Annotated in this window: 23 protein-coding genes; 8 read left to right on the forward strand and 15 right to left on the reverse strand. The window is 60.3% G+C overall.

Going from position 1 to position 23,058, the window contains the following annotated elements:
- Positions 1-287: 287 nt before the first annotated feature.
- Positions 288-680, forward strand: coding sequence for a DUF6124 family protein (locus AABM52_RS30025; RefSeq protein WP_347909774.1), 393 nt, complete (start codon positions 288-290; stop codon positions 678-680).
- An 88-nt stretch (positions 681-768) separates the two neighbouring features.
- Here AABM52_RS30025 and AABM52_RS30030 read toward each other — a convergent pair whose 3' ends face one another.
- The 3 genes from AABM52_RS30030 to AABM52_RS30040 all read right to left on the reverse strand — a co-directional run bounded on the left by AABM52_RS30030 (position 769) and on the right by AABM52_RS30040 (position 2,576).
- Entirely contained in the window at positions 769-1,044 is a 276-nt protein-coding gene (locus tag AABM52_RS30030; protein ID WP_003195589.1) for an HU family DNA-binding protein, read from the reverse strand.
- 194 nt (positions 1,045-1,238) lie between these two features.
- Complete coding sequence (locus AABM52_RS30035; RefSeq protein WP_347909775.1) at positions 1,239-2,387, reverse strand: FAD-dependent oxidoreductase; 1,149 nt, start codon at positions 2,385-2,387, stop codon at positions 1,239-1,241.
- Positions 2,388-2,405: 18 nt separating this feature from the next.
- A complete protein-coding gene (locus AABM52_RS30040) occupies positions 2,406-2,576 on the reverse strand; it encodes a rubredoxin (protein ID WP_007995385.1) in 171 nt (56 codons plus the stop codon).
- A 199-nt stretch (positions 2,577-2,775) separates the two neighbouring features.
- On the opposite strand from AABM52_RS30040, the gene AABM52_RS30045 reads away from it, so the two are divergent.
- Entirely contained in the window at positions 2,776-3,339 is a 564-nt protein-coding gene (locus tag AABM52_RS30045; RefSeq protein WP_057712730.1) for a chorismate lyase, read from the forward strand.
- The gene (gene ubiA, locus AABM52_RS30050; RefSeq protein ID WP_347909776.1) at positions 3,339-4,229 is read left to right on the forward strand and encodes a 4-hydroxybenzoate octaprenyltransferase; all 891 of its coding nucleotides are present in this window, start codon (positions 3,339-3,341) and stop codon (positions 4,227-4,229) included. Before AABM52_RS30045 ends, ubiA begins: the two co-directional genes overlap by 1 nt.
- 78 nt (positions 4,230-4,307) lie before the next feature.
- Here the strand turns inward: ubiA and AABM52_RS30055 are convergent, their stop codons facing one another.
- Complete coding sequence (locus AABM52_RS30055; protein ID WP_347909778.1) at positions 4,308-4,691, reverse strand: hypothetical protein; 384 nt, start codon at positions 4,689-4,691, stop codon at positions 4,308-4,310.
- Positions 4,692-4,844: 153 nt separating this feature from the next.
- Here AABM52_RS30055 and phoB point away from each other — a divergent pair, with 153 nt between their 5' ends.
- From phoB to AABM52_RS30070, 3 genes are all read left to right on the forward strand, one after another.
- Entirely contained in the window at positions 4,845-5,534 is a 690-nt protein-coding gene (gene phoB / locus AABM52_RS30060) for a phosphate regulon transcriptional regulator PhoB (protein ID WP_003229608.1), read from the forward strand.
- 75 nt (positions 5,535-5,609) lie between these two features.
- Positions 5,610-6,896, forward strand: coding sequence for a phosphate regulon sensor histidine kinase PhoR (gene phoR, locus AABM52_RS30065; protein WP_347912708.1), 1,287 nt, complete (start codon positions 5,610-5,612; stop codon positions 6,894-6,896).
- Positions 6,897-7,020: 124 nt separating this feature from the next.
- A complete protein-coding gene (locus tag AABM52_RS30070; protein WP_104450297.1) occupies positions 7,021-8,361 on the forward strand; it encodes a hemolysin family protein in 1,341 nt (446 codons plus the stop codon).
- A 170-nt stretch (positions 8,362-8,531) separates the two neighbouring features.
- Here the strand turns inward: AABM52_RS30070 and AABM52_RS30075 are convergent, their stop codons facing one another.
- From AABM52_RS30075 to AABM52_RS30110, 8 genes are all read right to left on the reverse strand, one after another.
- Positions 8,532-9,428 carry a M23 family metallopeptidase gene (locus tag AABM52_RS30075; protein WP_347909780.1) on the reverse strand — a complete coding sequence of 299 codons (897 nt, stop codon included), beginning with the start codon at positions 9,426-9,428 and terminating at the stop codon, positions 8,532-8,534.
- Positions 9,429-9,636: 208 nt separating this feature from the next.
- Positions 9,637-10,545 (reverse strand): response regulator, encoded by a 909-nt coding sequence (locus tag AABM52_RS30080; RefSeq protein WP_347909781.1) that lies wholly within the window; start codon positions 10,543-10,545, stop codon positions 9,637-9,639.
- Positions 10,546-10,713: 168 nt separating this feature from the next.
- On the reverse strand, positions 10,714-11,475 hold the full coding sequence (phoU, locus tag AABM52_RS30085; RefSeq protein WP_046038908.1) for a phosphate signaling complex protein PhoU: 762 nt from the start codon (positions 11,473-11,475) through the stop codon (positions 10,714-10,716).
- 111 nt (positions 11,476-11,586) lie between these two features.
- The gene (gene pstB, locus AABM52_RS30090; protein WP_007971742.1) at positions 11,587-12,420 is read right to left on the reverse strand and encodes a phosphate ABC transporter ATP-binding protein PstB; all 834 of its coding nucleotides are present in this window, start codon (positions 12,418-12,420) and stop codon (positions 11,587-11,589) included.
- Between the two features lie 163 nt (positions 12,421-12,583).
- Positions 12,584-14,254: a phosphate ABC transporter permease PstA gene (pstA, locus tag AABM52_RS30095; RefSeq protein ID WP_347909782.1), complete on the reverse strand. Its 1,671-nt coding sequence runs from the start codon at positions 14,252-14,254 to the stop codon at positions 12,584-12,586.
- Between the two features lie 16 nt (positions 14,255-14,270).
- On the reverse strand, positions 14,271-16,304 hold the full coding sequence (locus tag AABM52_RS30100) for an ABC transporter permease subunit (RefSeq protein WP_347912709.1): 2,034 nt from the start codon (positions 16,302-16,304) through the stop codon (positions 14,271-14,273).
- 412 nt (positions 16,305-16,716) lie between these two features.
- Positions 16,717-17,718: a phosphate ABC transporter substrate-binding protein PstS gene (locus AABM52_RS30105; protein WP_007992839.1), complete on the reverse strand. Its 1,002-nt coding sequence runs from the start codon at positions 17,716-17,718 to the stop codon at positions 16,717-16,719.
- 168 nt (positions 17,719-17,886) lie between these two features.
- Positions 17,887-19,185, reverse strand: coding sequence for an MFS transporter (locus tag AABM52_RS30110; protein WP_347909783.1), 1,299 nt, complete (start codon positions 19,183-19,185; stop codon positions 17,887-17,889).
- 363 nt (positions 19,186-19,548) lie between these two features.
- Between AABM52_RS30110 and AABM52_RS30115 the strand changes: the two genes are divergently transcribed.
- Positions 19,549-19,953, forward strand: coding sequence for an acyl-CoA thioesterase (locus tag AABM52_RS30115; RefSeq protein WP_007942704.1), 405 nt, complete (start codon positions 19,549-19,551; stop codon positions 19,951-19,953).
- A gap of 69 nt (positions 19,954-20,022) precedes the next feature.
- Positions 20,023-20,922 carry a D-hexose-6-phosphate mutarotase gene (locus AABM52_RS30120; RefSeq protein WP_347909784.1) on the forward strand — a complete coding sequence of 300 codons (900 nt, stop codon included), beginning with the start codon at positions 20,023-20,025 and terminating at the stop codon, positions 20,920-20,922.
- 77 nt (positions 20,923-20,999) lie between these two features.
- On the opposite strand, the gene AABM52_RS30125 is transcribed toward AABM52_RS30120, so the two are convergent.
- The 3 genes from AABM52_RS30125 to AABM52_RS30135 all read right to left on the reverse strand — a co-directional run bounded on the left by AABM52_RS30125 (position 21,000) and on the right by AABM52_RS30135 (position 23,058).
- On the reverse strand, positions 21,000-21,536 hold the full coding sequence (locus AABM52_RS30125; protein WP_347909785.1) for a DUF3299 domain-containing protein: 537 nt from the start codon (positions 21,534-21,536) through the stop codon (positions 21,000-21,002).
- 87 nt (positions 21,537-21,623) lie between these two features.
- Positions 21,624-21,869 (reverse strand): GlsB/YeaQ/YmgE family stress response membrane protein, encoded by a 246-nt coding sequence (locus AABM52_RS30130; protein WP_007928514.1) that lies wholly within the window; start codon positions 21,867-21,869, stop codon positions 21,624-21,626.
- Positions 21,870-21,975: 106 nt separating this feature from the next.
- A complete protein-coding gene (locus AABM52_RS30135; protein ID WP_347909786.1) occupies positions 21,976-23,058 on the reverse strand; it encodes a 5-(carboxyamino)imidazole ribonucleotide synthase in 1,083 nt (360 codons plus the stop codon).

The following is a 23,058-nucleotide window of genomic DNA, read 5'->3' on the forward strand; positions in this document are numbered from 1 at the left end:
CCTCACGATGACCACCAAGTCACAATTATCCAAACTTCCCTCCAGACCACTCCACACGCCACTCCTACACCAAACGAAACACATTCTGTAGGAGCTGCCGAAGGCTGCGATCTTTTGATCTTCAACCCTGCGAACTTATCGGAAACTTCCTTCAAAATGCTGCGCTATGCAGGAACTAGGCGAGTTTTGGATTCATCGATAACCTCTGATCGTCACCGCCAAAAACGGCGACCGGATGTGCAAGTCCGAAATCGGGAGCAAAACTTCTTAACCAAGGATTTACACCAATGACTCCGATACCCGACGCATCCGAAAACGAAGCCACATCCCCCTACGAATCCCTCGATTCCAAAAAACTCCACGAAGCCGCCGAACGCGCCCTCGATCACTATCTCGCCCCACCAAAAGAGACACCAACGAAACGCAGCGGCCAACTCTTCAGCGTCTGCCCGGACATCAATACCGAAGCACTCTTGGCCAACGCCTCGGAAGATCTGCTGTCCATCAGCGCCATCGCCGCGGACCTGGCCGATGATGTAGACGGCTCGCGCCGCTCAGTAGCCCTGGCGATCAGTCGCGTGGCTGAGGGGGCGCATTTGCTGGTAGAGCGGGCGCTGGATCATCTGGATGAGCCGCAAATGGCGGCGACTCTCGCCAAGCAACAAAGCGGGCTCGGCTGATTCACCACCCACAAAAAATGGGCACCCAACCTGGTTGGCGTGCCCATTTTTTATTCCACTCCCCCGCTGCGCGGGAGGTGAAAACGGATTACGGATTAACGCTGTCTTTCAACGATTTGCCTGGCTTGAATGCAACGGTGTTGCTGGCCTTGATTTTGACGGGTTCACCGGTTTGCGGGTTTTTGCCGGTGCGGGCACCGCGATGGCGTTGCAGGAAGGTGCCGAAGCCCACCAGCGTCACGCTGTCTTTGCGGTGCAGGGCACCGGTGATTTCTTCAAGAACGGCGTTGAGAACGCGGTTGGCTTGTTCTTTGGTGAGGTCTGCTTTTTCAGCAATGGCTGCGGCGAGGTCTGGTTTACGCATGTGAGTGAAGCCCCTTTGACGGTTTGTTGTTGTTATGTCCGTGCTGCTCTCTGCGGAGCAGCGCCAAAAGCGCCGCAGGTGCTCTACTCTGCGGCAGACGGGAGTGAGGATGGCACGCAGTGAGGCCCCGCGCCAGTATCGGCGCGGCCATTGTTAGGGCAAAAGGGGGGTGATTCCGACAGAACGACCGGTATTTACGCCAACAGGGCCGGAAGCTCTTTGTTCAGGGCCAGTTTTTCCATCACGGCGGCACCGGTGAGGGCGTAACCGAGCAGCTTGCCCGCGGCATCGCGGCATAAAACCTTGATGTCGGCGCCCTGCCCTTCGACTGTCCAGATGCCCTCTGCACCCCGTGGTGGCGGGGACACCACCAACGGGCAGACCGGGGTTTTGACGGTGATCGGCATCGGGCCATAGGTGACGGCGGCCGGGTTGCCGGCCAGGGTTTGCGCCAGCGCCCTCGCACAGCTCATCAGGGGCATGACGTACAGCAGATTCAGCCCATCGACCTCGGCACAGTCGCCCAGGGCGTAGATGTTGGCGTGGGAAGTCTTCAGGTGCCGATCGACCATGATGCCGCGGTTGACCTGCAAACCGGCCGCAGCCGCCAGGTCGACGCGCGGGCGCAGGCCAATGGCCGAGACCACTACGTCGCACGGGATCACCTGGCCATCGGACAGGTGCGCTTCCAGGCCGTCAGCCACGCGTTGCAGGCGGTTGAGCACCGGGCCGAGGTGGAAACGCGCACCGAGGCTTTCGAGGCCAGCCTGCACCGCAGCGGCGGCCGCCGGGTGCAGCAGGGTCGGCATGACTTGTTCGCACGGCGCAACCAGTTGCACTTCGTAGCCGCCCAGGGTCAGGTCGTTGGCGAACTCGCAGCCGATCAGGCCCGCGCCGAGCAGTAGCACGCGGCGCTTGCCGGCCGCCGCCGCACGGAAACGTGCGTAGTCTTCCAGGTCGTTGATCGGGAATACGCAATCCGCCGCGTCGCCCTCAATGGGCACGCGCACGGTTTCGGCGCCCCAGGCCAGGATCAGGTCGCGGTAGATCACCGCTTCTTCACCGATCCACAGGCGCTTGTGGCCCGGGTCGATGCCGCTGATGCGCGTGTGGGTGCGTATTTCGGCCTTGAGCTGTTCAGCCATGGCGCCGGGTTCGGCCATGCTCAGGCCGTCGGCATCCTTGTTTTTGCCGAAGCCGGTGGAGAGCATCGGCTTGGAGTAGGAGCGCCCGTCATCGGCGGTAATCAGCAGCAGCGGGGTTTCGCTATCGAGTTTGCGAAACTCGCGGGCCACGTTGTAGCCAGCCAGGCCGGTGCCAATGATTACGACAGGTGCGTTCATTCCTTACTCCTCAATTATTCAGGCAGCGATTTCGATCATTTCAAAATCCATTTTGCCCACACCGCAGTCCGGGCACAGCCAGTCTGCCGGGACGTCTTCCCAACGGGTGCCCGGCGCAATGCCGTCATCCGGCCAACCGTCGGCTTCGTTGTAGATCAGGCCGCAGACGATACATTGCCACTTTTTCATCAAGTACTTCCTCAGGGTTCAGGCGTTTTGCCGGCCGGACGGTCGATGGTTGCAGCACTGCCGTCCAACTCAGCGCGTTTTGTACTGATCGGGGCCGCCGGATGCAAGCCTGTTCGGCGCAACGGCAGGCCATTTCAATCGATATCGGCGGCTGACATGTTAAGCTCGCCGCCTCATTTGCTGCCAATAATGACTCATTGTGCATCACACAGAATCCCCCTCTCCAGCTCCTCTCTGGCTCTCGCGCAGCGAACTGGCACCCCTCCCCGATGCCTCCACCCTCGACTGGCTATTCGACGAAGGCTCGCTGACCAGACGTCTGATTCATCTGTCGAATGATGCCTTCAGCGTCTCGCCGATGTTCGAAGGCTGGCAACCCCTGCGTGCCGACGAGTGCGCAGCACTGGACCTGGCCGATGGCAGTGAGGGCTGGGTGCGCGAGGTGTATTTGCGCGGTCATGGCCAGGCGTGGGTGTTTGCGCGTAGCGTGGCGTCACGCAGTGCATTGCAAGGCGACGGTTTGCACATGGACGAACTGGGCAGCCGCTCGCTGGGCGAATTGCTGTTTTGCGATCAGGCCTTCCAGCGCCGGGCCATCGAGGTTTGCCATTATCCGCAAGCGTGGCTGCCCGCCGAGGTGCAATCGCCTGGGCTGTGGGGCCGTCGCTCGCGCTTCGACCGAGGTGCCTTGAGCGTTTTGGTGGCCGAAATTTTCCTGCCTTCCCTGTGGGACGCCGCCTGCGCCCAATCGGAGAACCGTTGATGTACCAAAGCCTGCTCAAATCCTTGAACCGCTTGAACCCTCGGGCCTGGGATTTCATTCAGCTGACCCGCATGGACAAGCCGATCGGCATTTACCTGCTGCTCTGGCCAACGCTGTGGGCGCTGTGGATTGCCGGCAAGGGTTCGCCGTCCCTGGCCAACATTGTGATTTTCGTCCTCGGCGTGGTGCTGACCCGCGCCGGCGGCTGCGTGATCAACGACTGGGCGGACCGCAAGGTCGATGGTCATGTGAAGCGTACCGAGCAGCGGCCGCTGGTGAGCGGCAAGATCAGCTCCAAAGAGGCGCTGGTGTTCTTCGCATTGCTGATGGGCGTGAGCTTCCTGCTGGTGCTGTGCACCAATGCCGCGACCATATGGCTGTCGTTGGGCGGCCTGGCGCTGGCATTCAGTTACCCGTTCATGAAGCGCTACACCTATTACCCGCAAGTGGTGCTGGGTGCCGCATTTTCGTGGGGGATGCCGATGGCGTTCACCGCAGAAACCGGTGAACTACCGGCAGTTGCATGGCTGCTGTGGATTGCCAACCTGATGTGGACTGTGGGTTACGACACGTATTACGCGATGACCGACCGCGATGATGACCTGAAGATCGGCGTGAAATCCACGGCAATCCTGTTCGGCGACGCGGACAGGGTGATCATCCTGGCCCTGCAAGGGCTGGCGCTGGGTAGCCTGTTGCTGGCGGGTTCGAAGTTCGACCTTGGTGGCTGGTTCCACCTCGGATTACTGGTGGCGGCGGGCTGCTTTGCGTGGGAGTTCTGGTACACCCGCGGCAAGGACCGGATGCGCTGTTTCAAGGCGTTTTTACACAATCACTGGGCAGGTTTGGCGATTTTCGTCGGGATTGTGCTGGATTACGCGCTGCGTTGAAGCATCAAAAAGATCGCCGCCTTCAGCAGCTCCTGCAGAGCAACGAAGGCAGCGATCTGGTGCGGCAGGCTACATCCGTTACATATGCTCGTGAACGACGTGCCAGACGTCTTTCTTCTTGTCACCCGTCATGTCTCCGGGTTTCTTGTCGTCCTCGTAGTAGTACAGCGGCTTGCCGTCATAGGCCCATTGCATCTTGCCATCGTCACGCTTGATGACTGTCCATTTACCTTCGGCCTTGGCACCCGCCGGCGCCATCATTGGCGGCCAGTATTTGGCGCAGTCGCCGTTGCACATCGACTTGCCGCCCGCGTCCTTGTCGAACGTGTACACAGTCATGCCCTTGTGATCGACCATCATGCCGTCTTTCATCATCGCCGGGTCGGCGGCAAAGGCCAGTGTCGGCAGCGTTAACGCAGCAGTGACCAGCAAAGCCTTCCAAGATTGAGCCATGTAGTTCATGGAAACCTTCCTTTTGTGGTTGTCAGGATTCGGAATTAGAGCTTAGTCCAGGTTCGCTACAATCGCAGGGCAACTAAAATACTGTCACACGACTGCAATAATTCCGTTATCTAATGCGGCGCAAGACAGTTAAATGACAAGAGGATTAAGGGCATGGTTGGCAGGAGCATTCTGATCGTCGACGACGAAGCGCCTATTCGCGAAATGATCGCCGTTGCGTTGGAAATGGCCGGCTATGACTGCCTGGAGGCTGAAAACTCCCAGCAGGCCCACGCCATTATCGTCGACCGCAAACCGGACCTGATCCTGCTCGACTGGATGCTGCCCGGCACGTCCGGCATCGAACTGGCCCGTCGCCTCAAGCGCGATGAACTGACCGGGGACATCCCGATCATCATGCTCACCGCCAAGGGTGAAGAGGACAACAAGATCCAGGGCCTGGAAGTCGGCGCCGACGACTACATCACCAAGCCGTTTTCCCCCCGTGAGCTGGTCGCGCGCCTGAAGGCCGTGCTGCGCCGTGCCGGTCCGACCGACGGCGAAGCGCCAATCGAAGTCGGCGGCCTGCTGCTGGACCCGATCAGCCACCGCGTGACCATCGACGGCCGTCCTGCCGAGATGGGCCCGACCGAATACCGCCTGCTGCAATTCTTCATGACCCACCAGGAACGTGCCTACACGCGTGGCCAGTTGCTGGATCAGGTCTGGGGCGGCAACGTCTACGTCGAAGAGCGTACCGTTGACGTGCACATTCGACGCCTGCGCAAAGCCCTCGGCGATGCTTACGAAAATCTGGTACAAACCGTGCGCGGCACTGGCTACCGGTTCTCAACCAAGGCCTGATGACCGCAGCGGTTCCACTTTCAAGGACGTATTTTTTTCGTGAACCAAAACTGGCATGGCACCCTGATTCGCCACATGCTGCTGCTGGTCACCGCCTGCCTGGTGATCGGCCTGATCACCGGCTATTACGGCTGGAGCCTCGCCGCAGGCCTGGGTCTTTACCTGGCCTGGACCCTCAAGCAATTGCTGCGTCTGCACGAGTGGCTACGCCTGCACAAACCCGATGAAGCGCCACCCGACGGCTACGGCCTGTGGGGCGAGGTGTTCGACAGCATCTACCACTTGCAACGCCGCGACCAACGGGTACGCGGGCGCCTGCAAGCGGTGATCGACCGGGTTCAGGAATCCACTGCTGCGCTGAAAGACGCGGTGATCATGCTCGACACCGACGGCAACCTGGAATGGTGGAACCGCGCCGCCGAAACCCTGCTGGGCCTCAAGACGCCACAAGACAGCGGCCAACCGGTGACCAACCTGGTACGCCACCCGCGCTTCAAGGAATACTTCGAGCAAGACAGTTACGCCGAGCCGCTGGAAATCCCTTCGCCAACCAACGACCGCGTGCGCATTCAACTGTACATCACCCGCTACGGCAACAACGAACACTTGATGCTGGTGCGCGATGTGACGCGCATCCATCAGCTGGAACAGATGCGCAAAGACTTCATCGCCAACGTTTCCCATGAACTACGCACGCCGTTGACGGTGATCTGCGGCTACCTGGAAACCTTGCTCGACAACGTCGACGAGGTGAACCCGCGCTGGAGCCGTGCCTTGCAGCAGATGCAGCAACAAGGCGGACGCATGCAAACCCTGCTCAACGACCTGTTGTTGCTGGCCAAGCTGGAAGCCACCGATTATCCGTCGGACAACCAGCCGGTGCCGATCGACGGCTTGCTGCAATCGATCAAGAGCGACGCGCAGCAGTTGTCCGGCCAGAAAAACCAGAAAATCACCCTGGAAGCCGACCCGACGATTCTGCTCAAGGGCAGCGAGGCGGAGTTGCGCAGCGCGTTTTCCAACCTGGTGTTCAACGCGGTGAAATACACCCCGGCCGAAGGCAACATCCGTATTCGCTGGTGGGGCGATGACCAAGGGGCGCACCTGAGCGTGCAGGATTCCGGAATCGGCATCGATAACAAACACCTGCCGCGCCTGACCGAACGCTTCTACCGCGTCGACTCCAGCCGCAACTCCAACACCGGGGGCACCGGCTTGGGGCTGGCGATCGTCAAACACGTCTTGTTACGACATCGGGCACGAATGGAAATCAGCAGCGTACCGGGCCACGGCAGCACCTTCACCTGCCACTTTGCCCCGGCCCAGGTCACCAAATCCCGGGTTATCAGCACCGCCGACTGATACCGGTCAGCACGCACCACTAGGCAACTGGCCGGTCAGCCGCTACATTGGCTGACTTGCGCCTGCCTTTCAGGCGCGGTTTTTTACTTCCCTCTCGAATATACGGAACCCGCAAAACTCCATCATGGACCCTTCCCCTGGTTTGACCCTCGCTACCATTTTCGCCGACTTCGGCATGATTCTTTTTGCTCTGATCCTGGTTTTGCTCAACGGATTTTTCGTTGCGGCGGAATTTGCCATGGTCAAGCTGCGCTCGACCCGGGTCGAGGCCATCGCTGACAAAAACGGCTGGCGCGGGCACATCCTGCGCACCGTGCACAGTCAGCTCGATGCTTACCTGTCGGCCTGCCAATTGGGTATCACCCTCGCCTCCCTGGGCCTGGGTTGGGTCGGTGAACCCGCGTTTGCCCACATTCTTGAGCCGCTGTTGAGCGCGGTCGGCGTCGAGTCGGCCGAAGTGGTCAAGGGCATCTCGTTCTTCACCGCCTTCTTCATCATTTCGTACCTGCACATCGTGGTCGGCGAACTGGCCCCCAAATCCTGGGCGATCCGCAAACCCGAGTTGCTTTCGCTGTGGACCGCCGTGCCGCTGTACCTGTTCTACTGGGCCATGTACCCGGCCATCTACCTGCTCAACGCCAGCGCCAACACCATCCTGCGCATTGCAGGCCAAGGTGAGCCCGGCCCACATCACGAACACCATTACAGCCGTGAAGAACTGAAACTGATCCTGCACTCCAGCCGTGGCCAGGACCCGAGCGACCAAGGCATGCGCGTGCTGGCCTCGGCGGTGGAAATGGGCGAACTGGAAGTGGTCGACTGGGCCAACTCCCGCGAAGACCTGGTGACCCTGGAGTTCAACGCGCCGCTCAAGCAGATCCTGGCGATGTTCCGTCGCCACAAGTTCAGCCGTTACCCGGTGTACGACAGCGAACGCCAAGAGTTCGTCGGCCTGCTGCACATCAAGGATCTGCTGCTGGAACTGGCAGCGCTGGACCACATTCCCGAGTCGTTCAACCTGGCCGAACTGACCCGCCCACTGGAGCGCGTATCGCGGCACATGCCGCTGTCGCAGTTGCTGGAGCAGTTCCGCAAGGGCGGCTCGCACTTCGCCGTGGTCGAAGAGGCCGACGGCAACATCATCGGCTACCTGACCATGGAAGACGTGCTGGAAGTACTGGTAGGCGACATCCAGGACGAACACCGCAAGGCCGAACGCGGGATCCTCGCGTATCAGCCGGGCAAGCTGCTGGTGCGGGGCGATACGCCGCTGTTCAAGGTTGAACGACTGCTGGGCATCGACCTCGACCACGTCGAAGCCGAAACCCTTGCCGGGCTGGTCTATGAAAGCCTGAAGCGAGTTCCGGAAGAGGAAGAAGTGCTGGAAGTCGAAGGACTGCGGATCATCATCAAGAAGATGAAGGGGCCGAAGATCGTTCTGGCCAAGGTGTTGATGCTGGACTGATCTGCGGCTGAAGGACCTTTTGTGGCGAGGGGGCTTGCCCCCGTTGGACGGCGAAGCCGTCCCAAGACCATTGATCGCGGTATTTCAGCAAAAACGTGGTCACTGGATTCAGGGCTGCGTCGCAGCCCAACGGGGGCAAGCCCCCTCGCCACAATTGATCGCCGTCGCCTTCACTGCTTGCCCAACGCAAAGTTGGGCAGCGCGCTGACCGGCTGGTTGAACTGATACGGAATCGATACCAGCCCCAGCCCCGTATTGCGCTGCACCACGAAGTGCAAATGCGGCCCGGTGCTGTTGCCGGTGTTGCCGGACAACGCCAGCGCGCTACCGACCGTTACCCGCTGACCTTCCCGAACGCAGACCGAGCCTTTCTTCAGGTGCAGGTAAACACCCATGGTCCCGTCATCGTGCAGCACCCGCACGAAATTGCCGGATGCATCGGTGCCGCGCCCGCTCTGTCTGTTCTCGGTTTTCACCACCACCCCGCCTCGCGCGGCAATGATCGGCGTGCCCTCAGGCATCGCGATGTCTATGGCGTAACGGCTCTTGGGCCCGAAGTGGCTGTAGGGGCCATTGGCGCCCTGGCTTATCCGGAACGGTCCGCCACGCCAGGGCAACGGGTACCGATAGCCCACCGTGGGCCCTGAGGGGTCGCCCAGGGAGTAATTGAACTTCGGGACGTACGCTATCGGCTTCCCACCTTTAGTCGCCGTGAACTGCGCCAGGCGAACGCTGCTGCGTAGCGGTATCACGCACCGAATCGTCCCGCCCGGCACACCGTTGGCGTTCTTCACCCCGGCAAAACTCAATTCGACTTCTACCGGCGCATACAGGTCATTGCGCACGTACACGCTGTGCACGCCGTTCTTCTTCATGATGATGAGGCGCACCTGACGCTCAAGGTGCTCGACCATGCCATCGCGAAAAACGAACACATGGGCGCCTTTGCTGGGGCGGTCGCTGTAGGACACCACGCCATAGACATCTTTGGATTTGTAGATGGTCATGGCCATGGCCGAGTTGGCGACCATGAACAGGCCACATAAAAGCAGCAGGCGCGTGAACATGAGCAAAGATTCTGTCGAGTGAGATCTGGGATGGAGCCTAGCAGCTGCAATGGACCCGGGTAGTCGGCAGATGTTTCAGAAAAGGTGTTCAACAGATGTGCGGTAGCCGTGATAGCCCCTTCGCGAGCAGGCTCGCTCCCTCATGAGAACGCATTCCAAATGTGGGAGCGAGCCTGCTCGCGTAAGCGGACTTGCAGGCGACGCTAAATCAAGCGCCAGGAATGAAGTGCTTCTGCGCAGTACCACGCGCAATCAGGCGCGAGATGTAATCGAGCTTCTGCGCATCCTGGTCGACAAAACGAAAGGTCAGTTGCAGCCAGTCGCTGTCGGGCTTCGGTTCGTGGGCCACGACGGCGTGCAGGTAACCGTTGAGGCGGGCGATTTCGGCGTTGTCGCCCTGCTCCAGGTCCAGCACGGCGCTGTCGAGGATCTGCGGCAGGGCCTCGGTGCGCTTGACCACCAACAGGGCTTCCTTGAGGCTCAAGGCCTTGATCACGCATTGCGTGATGCCGTTGGGCAATCGCAATTGACCCTGGCCACGGCCACTGGAGGGCGCCGAAGAGGCCGCAGGCGCCTTGACCGGCGGGCTGCTGAGCAAGCCTTTGGACGGTGCGGATGCGGGTGCGGTCGTTGGCATGGCGACGGGGGCCTTGCCACCGGTCAACGCAGCGAGGGAGTCGTTAGCGAATGCAGGACTGGTCTTGGTCGCGGCAACGTTGATCAAGGCATCGAGTTTGCCGACCTTGTGCAGCGCCTGCTTGACCTTGGTGATCAGTTGCTCGTTGGTGAACGGCTTGCTGACGTAACCGGAAACTCCGGCCTGGATCGCTTGGACAACGTTCTCCTTGTCGCCACGGCTGGTCACCATCACGAAGGGCATGGATTTGAGGTTGTCCTGTTCGCGGCACCAGGTCAGCAATTCCAGACCGGACATTTCCGGCATTTCCCAGTCGCACAGGACCAGGTCGAAGGCTTCCTTGGCCAGCATGGCCTGAGCCTTTCTGCCGTTGATCGCGTCTTCGATCCGCATGCCCGGGAAATAATTGCGCAGGCACTTTTTCACCAGGTCACGAATGAACGACGCATCGTCCACGACCAATACACTGACCTTACTCATCCAAAACCCCCTTTAAAAAATCCCGGCCAGCATACCGCCTTGCTGATGGCACATTGCCAAAAACCTTCAGTCACGCCGGACTTTTCGTTCGCGGGTGCTGCTTTTCGAATTTGTAAGCCACAAACAAAAACGCCCGGCCAAAAGGCCGGGCGCTTTACTTGGGCAACCTTACTTATCGTCAGTTTTGCCCGGAACATTAGCGCTTTCGCCACTGGTTCCTTCAACTTCTTCCTTCATGCGCTTGAGCCCGAGGTGCCGCACGTCGGTGCCGCGTACCAGGTAAATCACCAACTCCGAGATATTGCGCGCGTGGTCACCGATACGCTCCAGTGAACGCAGCACCCAGATAATGCTCAGAACCCGCGAAATGGAACGCGGATCTTCCATCATGTAGGTGGCCAGTTCACGCAGGGCGGTCTTGTATTCGCGGTCGATGATCTTGTCGTACTGCGCCACCGACAAGGCCAGTTCGGCGTCGAAACGGGCAAAGGCGTCCAGTGCGTCACGGACCATGTTGCGCACCTGGTCACCGATGTGGCGCACTTCCACGTAACCACGCGGCGCTTCGCCTTCTTCGCACAACTGGATGGCGCGACGGGCGATCTTGGTCGCTTCGTCACCGATGCGCTCCAGGTCGATCACCGACTTGGAAATGCTGATGATCAGGCGCAGGTCGGACGCTGCCGGCTGACGACGGGCCAGAATGCGCAAGCATTCTTCGTCGATGTTGCGTTCCATCTGGTTGATCTGGTCGTCGATCTCGCGCACCTGCTGGGCCAGGCCGGAGTCGGCCTCGATCAGCGCGGTGACCGCGTCGTTGACCTGCTTCTCGACCAGCCCGCCCATGGCCAGGAGGTGGCTGCGCACTTCCTCCAGTTCGGCGTTGAACTGCTGGGAGATGTGGTGTGTAAGGCCTTCCTTAGAAATCATGTTGTCTGCTCCGCAAAAGCTGTGAGCTGCAAGCTACAAGCTGCAAGCTGATGTGTGTCGTACCCGAACCGCTCTGACTTGCCGCTTGAAACTTGCGGCTCGTGGCTGCTGCTAGCCGTAGCGACCGGTGATGTAGTCTTCGGTCTGCTTCTTCGCCGGGTTGGTGAACAGGGTATCGGTGTCGCCAAACTCGACCAGCTTGCCCATGTACATGAACGCGGTGTAGTCAGACACCCGCGCCGCCTGTTGCATGTTGTGGGTCACGATCACGATGGTGAACTTGGATTTCAGTTCGTAGATCAGCTCTTCGACTTTCAGCGTGGAAATCGGGTCGAGTGCCGAGCACGGTTCGTCGAGCAACAGCACTTCCGGCTCGACGGCGATGGTGCGGGCGATCACCAGACGCTGCTGCTGACCACCGGACAGGCCCAGTGCCGACTCGTGCAGACGGTCCTTGACCTCATCCCACAGTGCCGCGCCTTTCAACGCCCACTCGACGGCTTCGTCGAGCACGCGCTTCTTGTTGATGCCCTGGATGCGCAGGCCGTAAACCACGTTTTCGTAGATGGTTTTCGGGAACGGGTTGGGCTTCTGGAACACCATGCCGACGCGACGACGCAGCTCGGCCACGTCTTCGCCCTTGCGGTAGATGTTGTTGCCGTACAGGTTGATCTCGCCTTCAACGCGGCAGCCGTCAACCAGGTCGTTCATGCGGTTGAAGGTACGCAGCAGCGTGGACTTGCCGCAGCCGGACGGGCCGATGAAGGCGGTCACGCGCTGTTTCGGGATGTTCATGCTGACGTCGTACAGCGCTTGTTTTTCGCCGTAGAACAGGCTCAGGCCCGGCACTTCGATGGCTACGGTTTCCTGCTCGAGGTTCAGGCTCTGCTTGTCGCGACCCAGGGCCGACATGTTGATGCCGTGGGTATGTGCTTCGTGCTGCATGGGAGGCTCCCTGTGCTAACAAATTCGGTTCGTTTTCCGCTGGCCAAGGCCTGCGGTTACACAATTCTTTCTGTAGGAGCGATCCTGCTCGCGATGGTCGTTCAGACACAGAAAATGTGTCGGATGTACCTTCTTCGCGAGCAGGCTGGCTCCTACAGGGTTATCAGCTATCCAGCGCCTTGTACTTCTCGCGCAGGTGGTTACGGATGTACACCGCCGACAGGTTCAATGTCGCGATCACCAGCACCAGCAGCAACGCCGTGGCGTACACCAGCGGTCGCGCGGCTTCGACGTTCGGGCTCTGGAAGCCGACGTCATAGATGTGGAAGCCCAGGTGCATGATCTTCTGGTCCAGGTGCAGGTACGGGTAGTTACCGTCCACCGGCAGCGACGGCGCCAGTTTCACCACGCCCACCAACATCAGCGGCGCCACTTCACCCGCGGCGCGAGCCACCGCGAGGATCATGCCGGTCATCATCGCCGGGCTGGCCATCGGCAACACGATCTTCCACAAGGTTTCAGCCTTGGTCGCGCCTAGGGCCAACGAGCCTTCACGCACGGTGCGAGGGATCCGCGCCAGGCCTTCTTCGGTGGCCACGATCACCACCGGCACCGCCAGCAGTGCCAGGGTCAGAGAAGCCCAGAGCAGACCCGGTGTGCCGAAGGTCGGTGCCGGCAGTGCTTCCGGGAAGAACAGACGGTCGAGCGAGCCACCCAGCACGTAGACGAAGAAGCCCAGGCCGAACACGCCGTAAACGATCGCCGGAACGCCCGCCAGGTTGTTCACCGCGATGCGGATCACCCGGGTCAACGCGTTCTGCTTGGCGTATTCACGCAGGTACACCGCCGCCAGCACGCCGAACGGGGTCACGATCATCGCCATGATCAGGGTCATCATCACGGTGCCGAAGATGGCCGGGAAGATCCCGCCCTCGGTGTTCGCTTCACGCGGGTCGTCGCTCAGGAACTCCCAGACCTTGCTGAAGTAGAAACCGATCTTGGTGGTCGTGCTCATGGCGTTCGGCTGATAGGCGTGAACCACTTTGCCGATGCCGATTTCGATTTCCTTACCGTTCGCATCGCGGGCGGTCAGGCTGTCGCGGTTGAACTGCGCATGCAGATCGCTCAGGCGCGCTTCAACATCCTGATAGCGAGCATTGAGTTCGGCGCGCTCGGATTCCATGTCCGCTTGTGCGGTGGCGTCGAGCTTGCCATCCAGCTCCAATTTGCGACCGTGCAGACGGATGCGCTCGAGACCGGCGTTGATCGCGCCGATGTCGGTTTTTTCCAGGTTCTTGAGCTGTGCAGCCAGCTTGTTGACGCGGTCGACACGGGCCTGCAACTCAGGCCATGCGGCTTCGCCTTCAGCGACAACCTTGCCATCCTGTTTGACGTTGACCAGGTAACCGTAGAAGTTGCCCCACTCGCGACGCTCAATGGCCATCAGCTCCGGCGGCGTCGTCTGCTTGGTCAGCCACTCGCCGACGATCCAGGTGAAGTCGTTGCCGTTCAGGTCACGGTTGCCGACCTTGATCAGCTCGCGGGTCATGAACTCCGGGCCTTCGTCAGGCACCGGCAGTCCGGCGCTCTTCAGGCGGGCACGTGGCACTTCTTCCTTCTGTACGATTTCGCCGATCACCAGGTGATTGGCCTGGCCCGGTACGTCGTAACTGGCATGCACCAGGTCAGCCGGCCAGAAGTGACCCAGGCCACGCACGGCAATCACTGCCAGCAGGCCAATGGTCATGATGACCGCGATGGACACCGCGCCACCGCTGATCCAGACGCCGGGGGCGCCGCTCTTGAACCATCCTTTCAGGGAGTTCTGTTTCACAGACTTCTACCTTTGCTTAAAGCGACGAGTATTTCTTGCGCAGACGCTGACGAATCAGTTCCGCGAGGGTGTTCATGACGAAGGTGAACAACAGCAGCACCAGCGCCGAGAGGAACAGCACGCGGTAGTGGCTGCCGCCGACTTCCGATTCGGGCATTTCCACTGCAACGTTGGCTGCCAGGGTGCGCAGGCCTTCGAACAGGTTCATTTCCATGACCGGGGTGTTACCGGTGGCCATCAACACGATCATGGTTTCACCGACCGCACGGCCCATGCCGATCATCAGCGCCGAGAAGATGCCCGGGCTCGCGGTGAGGATCACCACGCGGGTCATGGTCTGCCACGGCGTGGCACCGAGGGCCAGGGAGCCCAGGGTCAGGCCGCGAGGCACGCTGAACACGGCGTCTTCGGCGATCGAGTAGATGTTCGGGATGACCGCGAAGCCCATGGCCAGGCCGACCACCAGGGCGTTGCGCTGGTCGTAGGTGATGCCCAGGTCGTGGGAGATCCACATGCGCATGTCGCCACCGAAGAACCAGTTCTCCATGAACGGGCTCATGTACAGCGACAGCCAGCCCACAAACAGGATCACCGGAATCAGCAGCGCACTTTCCCAGCCATCCGGGACTTTCAGGCGGATCGACTCAGGCAGGCGGCTGAAGGTGAAACCGGCGACCAGGATGCCGATCGGCAGCAACATCAGCAGGCTGAAGATGCCCGGCAAGTGCCCTTCGACATAAGGCGCGAGGAACAGACCGGCGAAGAAACCGAGGATCACCGTCGGCATCGCTTCCATCAGCTCGATCACTGGCTTGACCTTGCGGCGCATGCCCGGAGCCATGAAGTACGCGGTGTAGATCGCCGCGGCAACGGCCAGAGGAGCGGCCAGCAGCATGGCGTAGAACGCGGCTTTCAGGGTACCGAAGGTCAGCGGCGACAGGCTTAGCTTGGGTTCGAAGTCGGTGTTGGCGGCGGTCGATTGCCAGACGTATTTAGGCTCGTCGTAGTTCTCGTACCAGACCTTGCTCCACAGCGCGCTCCACGAGACTTCCGGGTGCGGGTTGTCGAGCACCAGCGGGTGCAACTTGCCGCCAGCTTCCACGATCAGGCGGTTGGCACGAGGTGACAGACCGAAAACACCCTGGCCTTCAGCGACCGGCTCCACCAGCAAGGTGCGGTGGGCGGTGCTGTGGAACACGCCAAGCTTGCCGGACGCGTCGAGGGCAACGAAGCCCTTGCGGCGTTCTTCGGCAGTGATTTCAACGATAGGCGTGTTGCCCATCTGGAAGGTGCGAATCTGCTTCAGGCGTTGCTCGCCATCGGGGTCGCGCGCCATGAACCACTGGGCCAGACCACCCTTGGAGTCACCGATGATCAGCGAGATGCCGCCCACCAGCTGGGTGCTGGCGGTGACTTCGGTTTCGCCGTTTTCCACCAGTTTGTATCGACCGTTGAGGCTCTTGTCGCGCAGGCTGAACACGTCGGCCTGGGCACGCCCGTTGACCACGTAAAGCCACTGCTGACGCGGGTCGACGAAAATATTCTTCACCGGCTCGGTCATTTGCGGCAGTTCGATGCGCTTCTGCTCGTTGGTGACTTCGCCGGTCATCATGTTCTCTTCGCTGGTCAGCGACAGAACATTGAGTTGCGAACCGGTGGAGCCGACCAGCATCAGGGTCGAATCGTTGGCGTTGAGGCTGACGTGCTCCAGCGCACCGCCGGCTTCGTTCACCGCGATTGGCGCTTCGCCATACGGGTACTCGACGGCCGGGGTGATGGTCTTCTTGCCTTCCGGGTAGCTGACTTTATAGGTGTGACGGAACACCAGGACCTGGCCGTTGGACAGACCCACCGCCACCAGCGGGTGACCTGGCTGGTCTTCACCGATGGAGGTCACGGTGGTGCCGGCCGGGATCGACAGATCGACGCGCTTCAATTCAGCGCCACTGTCGATGTCGAAGAACAATGCCTGGCCCTTGTCGGAAACCCGCATCGCAACCTGGTTCTGTTCTTCCAGGGAGATCATCAGCGGCTTGCCGGCGTCTTGCATCCAGGCTGGCGTGATGGCGTCCTTGGACGTCAGGCTGGCACCCTGGAACAGGGGCGCGACGACGTAGGCAAGGAAGAAGAAGATCAAGGTGATCGCACCCAGAACAGCGAGGCCGCCAACGAGGACGTACCAGCGGGTCAGACGATCTTTGAGCGCGCGAATGCGGCGCTTGCGTTGTAGCTCAGGCGTATTGAAATCAATTCGCTTGGGGGGATTAGTAGTCATGTTGGAATTGGCCAGATCATTCATTCGCACACCCTAGCGATCCTGTATGACAGAAAGATGACAGTGCGGTGACGCAACAAATCCGCCGCTGGCGGTAACCAGCAGCGGATAGAGAATTAGATGTGTATGGGGGCGGCTCCTGCCACCCCCATGTGAGTCCGAGGGGGTTCACCTCGGACTCAATTTGTTACTTTTTTGCGACTTCAGCGCCGCCTTCCGCCAGACCCAGGTCAGCCAGAGCTTTGGCAGCTACTTTGGCCGGCAGTGGGATGTAACCGTCTTTCACTACAACTTCCTGACCCTGTTTCGACAGAACCAGTTTCACGAACTCGGCTTCCAGCGGGGCCAGAGGCTTGTTCGGGGCTTTGTTGACGTACACGTACAGGAAGCGGGACAGCGGGTACTTGCCGTTCAGGGCGTTTTCTTCGGTGTCTTCGATGAACTCGGTGCTGCCTTTCTTCGACAGAGCAACGGTTTTCACGCTAGCGGTCTTGTAGCCGATGCCCGAGTAACCGATGCCGTTCAGCGAGGAGCTGATCGACTGCACGACCGAAGCCGAACCTGGCTGCTCGTTCACGTTAGGCTTGTAGTCGCCTTTGCACAGGGCTTCTTCCTTGAAGTAGCCGTAGGTGCCGGATACCGAGTTACGACCGAACAGTTGAACCGGCTTGTTGGCCAGGTCGCCGGTCACGCCCAGGTCACCCCAGGTTTTGACTTCGGTCTTGGCGCCGCACAGACGCGTGGACGAGAAAATCGCGTCGACCTGTTCCATGGTCAGGTGCTGGATCGGGTTGTCCTTGTGTACGAATACAGCCAGGGCGTCCACTGCAACCGGGATAGCGGTTGGCTTGTAGCCGTACTTCTGCTCGAAGGCAGCCAGTTCGGTGTCCTTCATCTTGCGGCTCATCGGGCCCAGGTTGGAGGTGCCTTCAGTCAGCGCAGGTGGCGCAGTGGCGGAGCCGGCGGCCTGAATCTGGATGTTAACGTTCGGGTATTCTTTCTTGTAGTTCTCGGCCCAGAGGGTCATGAGGTTGGCCAGGGTATCGGAACCAACGCTGGACAGGTTGCCCGACACACCAGTGGTCTTGGTGTAGCTCGGGATAGCAGGGTCAACAGCGGCAACCGCGTTGGCAGTCGCAACGCCAGCAGCGACAAAAGTCATTGCCGCCATCAAACGCTTCAGTTTCATGCCTTACTCCTAGCAGATAGGGTGTGTTATTCGGGGCCAAGTATCAGCAGGCCGTGTGAACACTCTATGGCTGAAATATGACAATTGGATGAAAGGCCAGCACTCCGCTAAGAAGGCTGGCCTTTCAGTTGTAACTATAGATGTGAGGAGTGCTGTGATCGTTCGCCGTCAGCGGCCCTTCTTCCAGAGATATGCACCTACCAGAATCCCCACCCCGCACAGCACCGCCACATAATACGCAGGCCCCATCGCACTCTCCTTGAGCAACAGGCTGACGATCATCGGCGTCAGACCGCCGAAAATCGCGTAGGCGACGTTGTAGGAAAACGACAGGCCGCTGAAACGCACCACCGGCGGGAACGCCTTGACCATCACATACGGCACCGCGCCGATGGTGCCGACCAGCAGACCGGTCACGGCATACATCGGGAACAGCCAGTCGGGATGATCGGCCAGGCTGTGGTAGAAGGTCCAGGAACTGGCCAGCAACGCGGTACAGCCGATCACGAAGATTCGTCCCGCACCGAAGCGATCGGCCAGTGCGCCGGCAATAATGCAACCAAAGCTCAGGAATACGATCGCCACGCTGTTCGCCTGCAGGGACGTGGTTGGCGAGAAGTGATAGACCGTCTGCAACACAGTCGGGGTCATCAGGATCAACACCACGATGGCGGCCGACAGCAACCAGGTCAGCAGCATCGAAATGGCAATCGCACCACGATGGTCACGCAGCACCGCCCGCAGCGGCACTTCTTCGGCCAGGGCCTTGCGCTGTTGCAGCTCGGCGAACACCGGGGTTTCGTGCAACCAGCGACGCAAGTACACCGAAAACAGGCCAAACACACCCCCCAGCAGGAACGGGATCCGCCAGGCGTAATCCGCTACTTCCACCGGGGTATAGAGGCTGTTGATCGCCGTGGCGACCAGCGAGCCGAGCAGGATGCCCGCCGTCAGGCCGCTGGTCAGGGTGCCGCAGGCATAGCCGACATGCCGCTGCGGAACGTGCTCGGAAACGAAGACCCACGCCCCCGGCACTTCACCGCCAATGGCCGCGCCCTGGATCACCCGCATCAACAGCAGCAGGATCGGCGCCCACATGCCGATCTGCGCATAGGTCGGCAGCAACCCCATGATCAAGGTCGGCACCGCCATCATGAAAATGCTCAGGGTGAACATTTTCTTGCGGCCCAGCAGGTCGCCGAAGTGCGCCATCACGATGCCGCCCAGCGGCCGCGCCAGGTAGCCGGCGGCGAAGATGCCGAAGGTCTGCATCAGGCGTAGCCACTCAGGCATGTCCGCCGGGAAGAACAGCTTGCCCACCACCGTGGCGAAGAACACGAAGATGATGAAATCGTAGAACTCCAGCGCGCCGCCCAGGGCAGACAGCGATAGAGTCTTGTAGTCGTTGCGGGTCAGCGGACGTGCGGGTTGGTCTGGCTGCGCGATGCTCGAGGGCGCTGTGGTCATGGCAAGGGCTTCTCTTATAGTCGGATCTGCAACTTCAACAACGCTGGCTGAGGTTTGGGCAGGTCCGGCACGATAGCAAATTGTTCGAAAAAGCACATAGAGGTGCGTTTTTGACGGTCAAAATGAGAACCGGACGGTCGTCGCGGAGTCTACCGACCGATATACTCAAAGCCTGCTCCGGTTTTTGAGGGGTTGCTGTGCGAAAACGCCTGTCAGGTTCATAGGCGATTTCGCAGAGTTTCCCTTTAGGCGCCTTATGGAAAACGTGACGAACGTAGTATGTTCGGTGCTGAATCGTTTTTCCCGAAGACGGCTACCACCAGCAATACCAACGAAGAGTCACGGGTCAGAGGCACCCCCGGAATGATAGAGCTCGAACAAGAAGATCCGATCCCGCAAGGCGACCTGGCCCTGCAAATCACCGCGCTTCCTCGCGAAACCAACGGCTTTGGCGATATTTTCGGCGGCTGGCTGGTGGCGCAGATGGATTTGGCAGGCACCGCGATGGCCAGCAAGGTCGCTGGCGGGCGCGTTGCAACCGTTGCGATCGACCGCATGGCATTTCTGGTTCCGGTAGCGGTGGGCGCTCAGCTCTCCTTTTATACCCAGGCCCTGGAAATCGGTCGCAGCTCGATCAAGATGATGGTCGAGGTCTGGAGCGACGATCCACTGTCCAGCGAGTGGCGTAAAGTGACCGAAGCGGTGTTTGTGTTCGTTGCCATCGACGGCAGCGGTCGCACCCGCTCGGTTCCGCCTCGGGCTCGCTGAAAGAGTTTCTAAACCTGGTAGCCGTTTTGCGGTCGATAGTCGTCCACGTTACTGATCGAGAGCTGTCCCATGAGCACGCCCAATGTTGAAGCCGTAAAACTGGATGAACTGAACTGCTGGCGCATCCGCCACGGTCAGGCCGAATTACTGGTGGCCCAGCAAGGCGCGCACATCCTCAGCTATCAACTGGCCGGCCAGCCGCCGCTGATCTGGCTCAACGACGAGGCCGTGTTCAAGACCGGCAAGAGCATCCGTGCCGGCGTGCCGGTGTGCTGGCCGTGGTTCGGCAACTTTGCGCGCAACCCGCAAAGCGTTCAGGCGATGCGCACCAGCAATGAAGCACCGTCGGCTCACGGCTTCGTGCGAGCGATGGATTGGGAACTGGGCGGCATCGAAGCCGAAGGCGAAAGCCTGAAGGTCGAATTCCTCCTGCCCTACCCCGACGGTGGCTTTCCCGGCTGGCCGCACCAGGTGGATTTGACGCTGAGCATTCGCCTCGACGAGCAATTGCACATCCAGCTGACCAGCCACAACCGGGGCGCTGAAACCGTCAGCATCAGCCAGGCGCTGCACAGTTACTTTGCCGTCAGCGATGTGCGCGAGGTGCATGTCGAAGGTGTGGATGGCCTCAACTACATCGAAACCCTGGAAGACTGGAAAACCAGGCAACAGTCCGGTGATTTGCGCTTTACCGGCGAAACTGACCGCATCTATCTCAACGCCCCGCCACTGCTGAGCATCGTCGATCCGGCCTGGGAGCGACGCATCGAACTGACCAGCAGCGGATCGCGTACAGCGGTGATCTGGAATCCGTGGATCGACCGCGCCGCTGCGTTCAGCGACATGGCCGACGAAGGCTGGCAGCGCATGCTGTGCATCGAGACGGCGAACGTGATGGGCGATGTGGTGAACCTGAAACCAGGTGCCAGCCATACCCTGGGCGTGAGCGTCGGTAGCAAGCCGCTCTAAGCAACACCACAAAACCAATGTGGGAGCGTCGACCGGCTGCTCCCACAGTTTTTTGTGCCAGGCCTTCTGGCGGCGCGTTACAGATCCGACTCTTCCACCACCCGTACCTTCTGCGCATCCAGCGCATACGCCGCATCAGCCAGGTCATTGCTGACCTTCTCGACTTTCAGCGTGCCGGTGACCCACAGCGGCGTGTAGATATCGTTCAGCTTCAGGCCCTTTGGATAGCGCACCAGCACCAGCTGGTTGGGCGGCGGCGGTGGCACGTGGATGCACGCGCCCGGGTACGGCACCAGGAAGAACAGCGTACTGCGGCCCTTGGCGTCGGACTCCAGCGGCACAGGGTAACCGCCAATGCGGATGTTCTTGTCGTTCATCGACGCAACGGTCTTGGTCGAGTACATCACCGCCGGCAAGCCCTTGGCCTGCTTCATCCCACCCTTGTCGGTGAAAGTGCCGTTGGCTTCAGGGGAGTTGTGGTCGATTTCGGGCATGGCCTCGAGGGCCTTCTGGTCCGACTTGGGCATCAGTTCGAGCCAGTCGGTTTCCGGCAGTTCGCCAGCATGGGCAAAGCCCGTTCCCAATAAAATCAGAGTCAGCAGAAGACGGCGCATGAAGGTGCTCGGTATAGGAAGGATCAGGAAACGCCGAGCATTCTAGCCCTCCCGGCTTGTGCGGCCGAGAGGACTTTGTCGCTTGGTTCAGTTCTTTTTGACCAGGCCGTAGATCACCAGCAACACAACAGCGCCCACCAGCGCACCGATGAAGCCTGCACCCTGGCCAGCCTGATAAATGCCCAGAGCCTGGCCGCCGTAAGTGGCCGCCAGCGAACCGCCGATACCGAGCAGGATGGTCATGATCCAGCCCATGCTGTCATCGCCCGGTTTCAGAAACCGCGCCAGCAGGCCGACGATCAAGCCGATAAAGATGGTTCCGATGATTCCCATGGCATTTCCCTCTGATTTGGTAGATATGCGAAAGCCTAGTCAGACTTTGGCATCCTGCCATGAGAGAACGGCGGCCCCTGAATGGTTCCGCCGCTGCCACATGAAACTATTCGGCGATCAGCGCTTCGACCTTGAGGATCTGCGCGGTCAGCGTTTCGCGATCTGCGCAACGCAGGTTGGCGTGACCGACCTTGCGGCCGACCTTGAAGGCCTTGCCATAGTGATGCAGATGGCAATCGGCGATGGCCACGACCTTCTCGGTCTCTGGCACCTTGCCGATGAAGTTGAGCATCGCGCTCTCCCCAACCTTGGCGGTCGAACCCAACGGCAGACCGGCAACGGCCCGCAGGTGGTTTTCGAACTGGCTGCACTCTGCGCCTTCGGTGGTCCAGTGGCCGGAGTTGTGCACGCGCGGGGCGATTTCGTTGGCCTTGAGGCCACCGTCGACTTCAAAGAACTCGAACGCCATCACGCCGACGTAATCCAGCTGCTTGAGCACACGGCCGGAGTAGTCTTCGGCCAAGGCTTGCAACGGGTGATCGGTGCTGGCCACGGACAGCTTGAGAATGCCGCTTTCGTGGGTGTTGTGTACCAGCGGATAGAAGCGGGTTTCACCGTCGCGGGCACGCACGGCGATCAGCGAGACTTCACCGGTGAACGGCACGAAACCTTCCAGCAGGCAGGCCACGCTGCCCAGCTCGGCAAAGGTGCCAACCACATCTTCTGGCGTGCGCAGGACTTTCTGACCCTTGCCGTCATAACCCAGGGTACGGGTCTTCAACACCGCCGGCAGACCGATAGAGGCCACGGCAGCGTCCAGATCAGCCTGGGACTGAATGTCGGCGAACGCCGGGGTAGGAATCCCCAGGTCCTTGAACATGCTCTTCTCGAACCAGCGATCGCGGGCGATGCGCAGGGCTTCGGCGCTCGGGTAGACCGGGACGAATTGCGACAGGAAGGCCACGGTCTCGGCCGGAACGCTTTCGAACTCGAAGGTCACCAGATCGACTTCATCGGCCAGCTGACGCAAGTGATCCTGATCGCCGTAATCGGCTCGCAGGTGTTCGCCCAAGGCGGCTGCGCAAGCATCCGGCGCCGGGTCCAGGAAAGCGAAGTTCATGCCCAGCGGAGTGCCCGCCAGCGCCAACATGCGACCCAATTGGCCGCCACCGATTACACCGATCTTCAT

Origin of the sequence: Pseudomonas grandcourensis (assembly GCF_039909015.1) — a bacterium.
Lineage (GTDB): Bacteria > Pseudomonadota > Gammaproteobacteria > Pseudomonadales > Pseudomonadaceae > Aquipseudomonas > Aquipseudomonas grandcourensis.

Excerpts from the sequence above, each read along its gene's own strand:
- AABM52_RS30025 (WP_347909774.1), top strand. The coding sequence starts at position 288 with ATGACTCCGATACCCGACGCATCCGAAAACGAAGCCACATCCCCCTAC.
- AABM52_RS30030 (WP_003195589.1), bottom strand. The coding sequence starts at position 1,044 with ATGCGTAAACCAGACCTCGCCGCAGCCATTGCTGAAAAAGCAGACCTC.
- AABM52_RS30035 (WP_347909775.1), bottom strand. The coding sequence starts at position 2,387 with ATGAACGCACCTGTCGTAATCATTGGCACCGGCCTGGCTGGCTACAAC.
- AABM52_RS30040 (WP_007995385.1), bottom strand. The coding sequence starts at position 2,576 with ATGAAAAAGTGGCAATGTATCGTCTGCGGCCTGATCTACAACGAAGCC.
- ubiA (WP_347909776.1), top strand. The coding sequence starts at position 3,339 with ATGTACCAAAGCCTGCTCAAATCCTTGAACCGCTTGAACCCTCGGGCC.
- AABM52_RS30055 (WP_347909778.1), bottom strand. The coding sequence starts at position 4,691 with ATGAACTACATGGCTCAATCTTGGAAGGCTTTGCTGGTCACTGCTGCG.
- phoB (WP_003229608.1), top strand. The coding sequence starts at position 4,845 with ATGGTTGGCAGGAGCATTCTGATCGTCGACGACGAAGCGCCTATTCGC.
- phoR (WP_347912708.1), top strand. The coding sequence starts at position 5,610 with ATGCTGCTGCTGGTCACCGCCTGCCTGGTGATCGGCCTGATCACCGGC.
- AABM52_RS30070 (WP_104450297.1), top strand. The coding sequence starts at position 7,021 with ATGGACCCTTCCCCTGGTTTGACCCTCGCTACCATTTTCGCCGACTTC.
- AABM52_RS30075 (WP_347909780.1), bottom strand. The coding sequence starts at position 9,428 with ATGTTCACGCGCCTGCTGCTTTTATGTGGCCTGTTCATGGTCGCCAAC.
- AABM52_RS30080 (WP_347909781.1), bottom strand. The coding sequence starts at position 10,545 with ATGAGTAAGGTCAGTGTATTGGTCGTGGACGATGCGTCGTTCATTCGT.
- phoU (WP_046038908.1), bottom strand. The coding sequence starts at position 11,475 with ATGATTTCTAAGGAAGGCCTTACACACCACATCTCCCAGCAGTTCAAC.
- pstB (WP_007971742.1), bottom strand. The coding sequence starts at position 12,420 with ATGCAGCACGAAGCACATACCCACGGCATCAACATGTCGGCCCTGGGT.
- AABM52_RS30100 (WP_347912709.1), bottom strand. The coding sequence starts at position 16,304 with ATGCAAGACGCCGGCAAGCCGCTGATGATCTCCCTGGAAGAACAGAAC.
- AABM52_RS30105 (WP_007992839.1), bottom strand. The coding sequence starts at position 17,718 with ATGAAACTGAAGCGTTTGATGGCGGCAATGACTTTTGTCGCTGCTGGC.
- AABM52_RS30110 (WP_347909783.1), bottom strand. The coding sequence starts at position 19,185 with ATGACCACAGCGCCCTCGAGCATCGCGCAGCCAGACCAACCCGCACGT.
- AABM52_RS30115 (WP_007942704.1), top strand. The coding sequence starts at position 19,549 with ATGATAGAGCTCGAACAAGAAGATCCGATCCCGCAAGGCGACCTGGCC.
- AABM52_RS30120 (WP_347909784.1), top strand. The coding sequence starts at position 20,023 with ATGAGCACGCCCAATGTTGAAGCCGTAAAACTGGATGAACTGAACTGC.
- AABM52_RS30125 (WP_347909785.1), bottom strand. The coding sequence starts at position 21,536 with ATGCGCCGTCTTCTGCTGACTCTGATTTTATTGGGAACGGGCTTTGCC.
- AABM52_RS30130 (WP_007928514.1), bottom strand. The coding sequence starts at position 21,869 with ATGGGAATCATCGGAACCATCTTTATCGGCTTGATCGTCGGCCTGCTG.
- AABM52_RS30135 (WP_347909786.1), bottom strand. The coding sequence starts at position 23,058 with ATGAAGATCGGTGTAATCGGTGGCGGCCAATTGGGTCGCATGTTGGCG.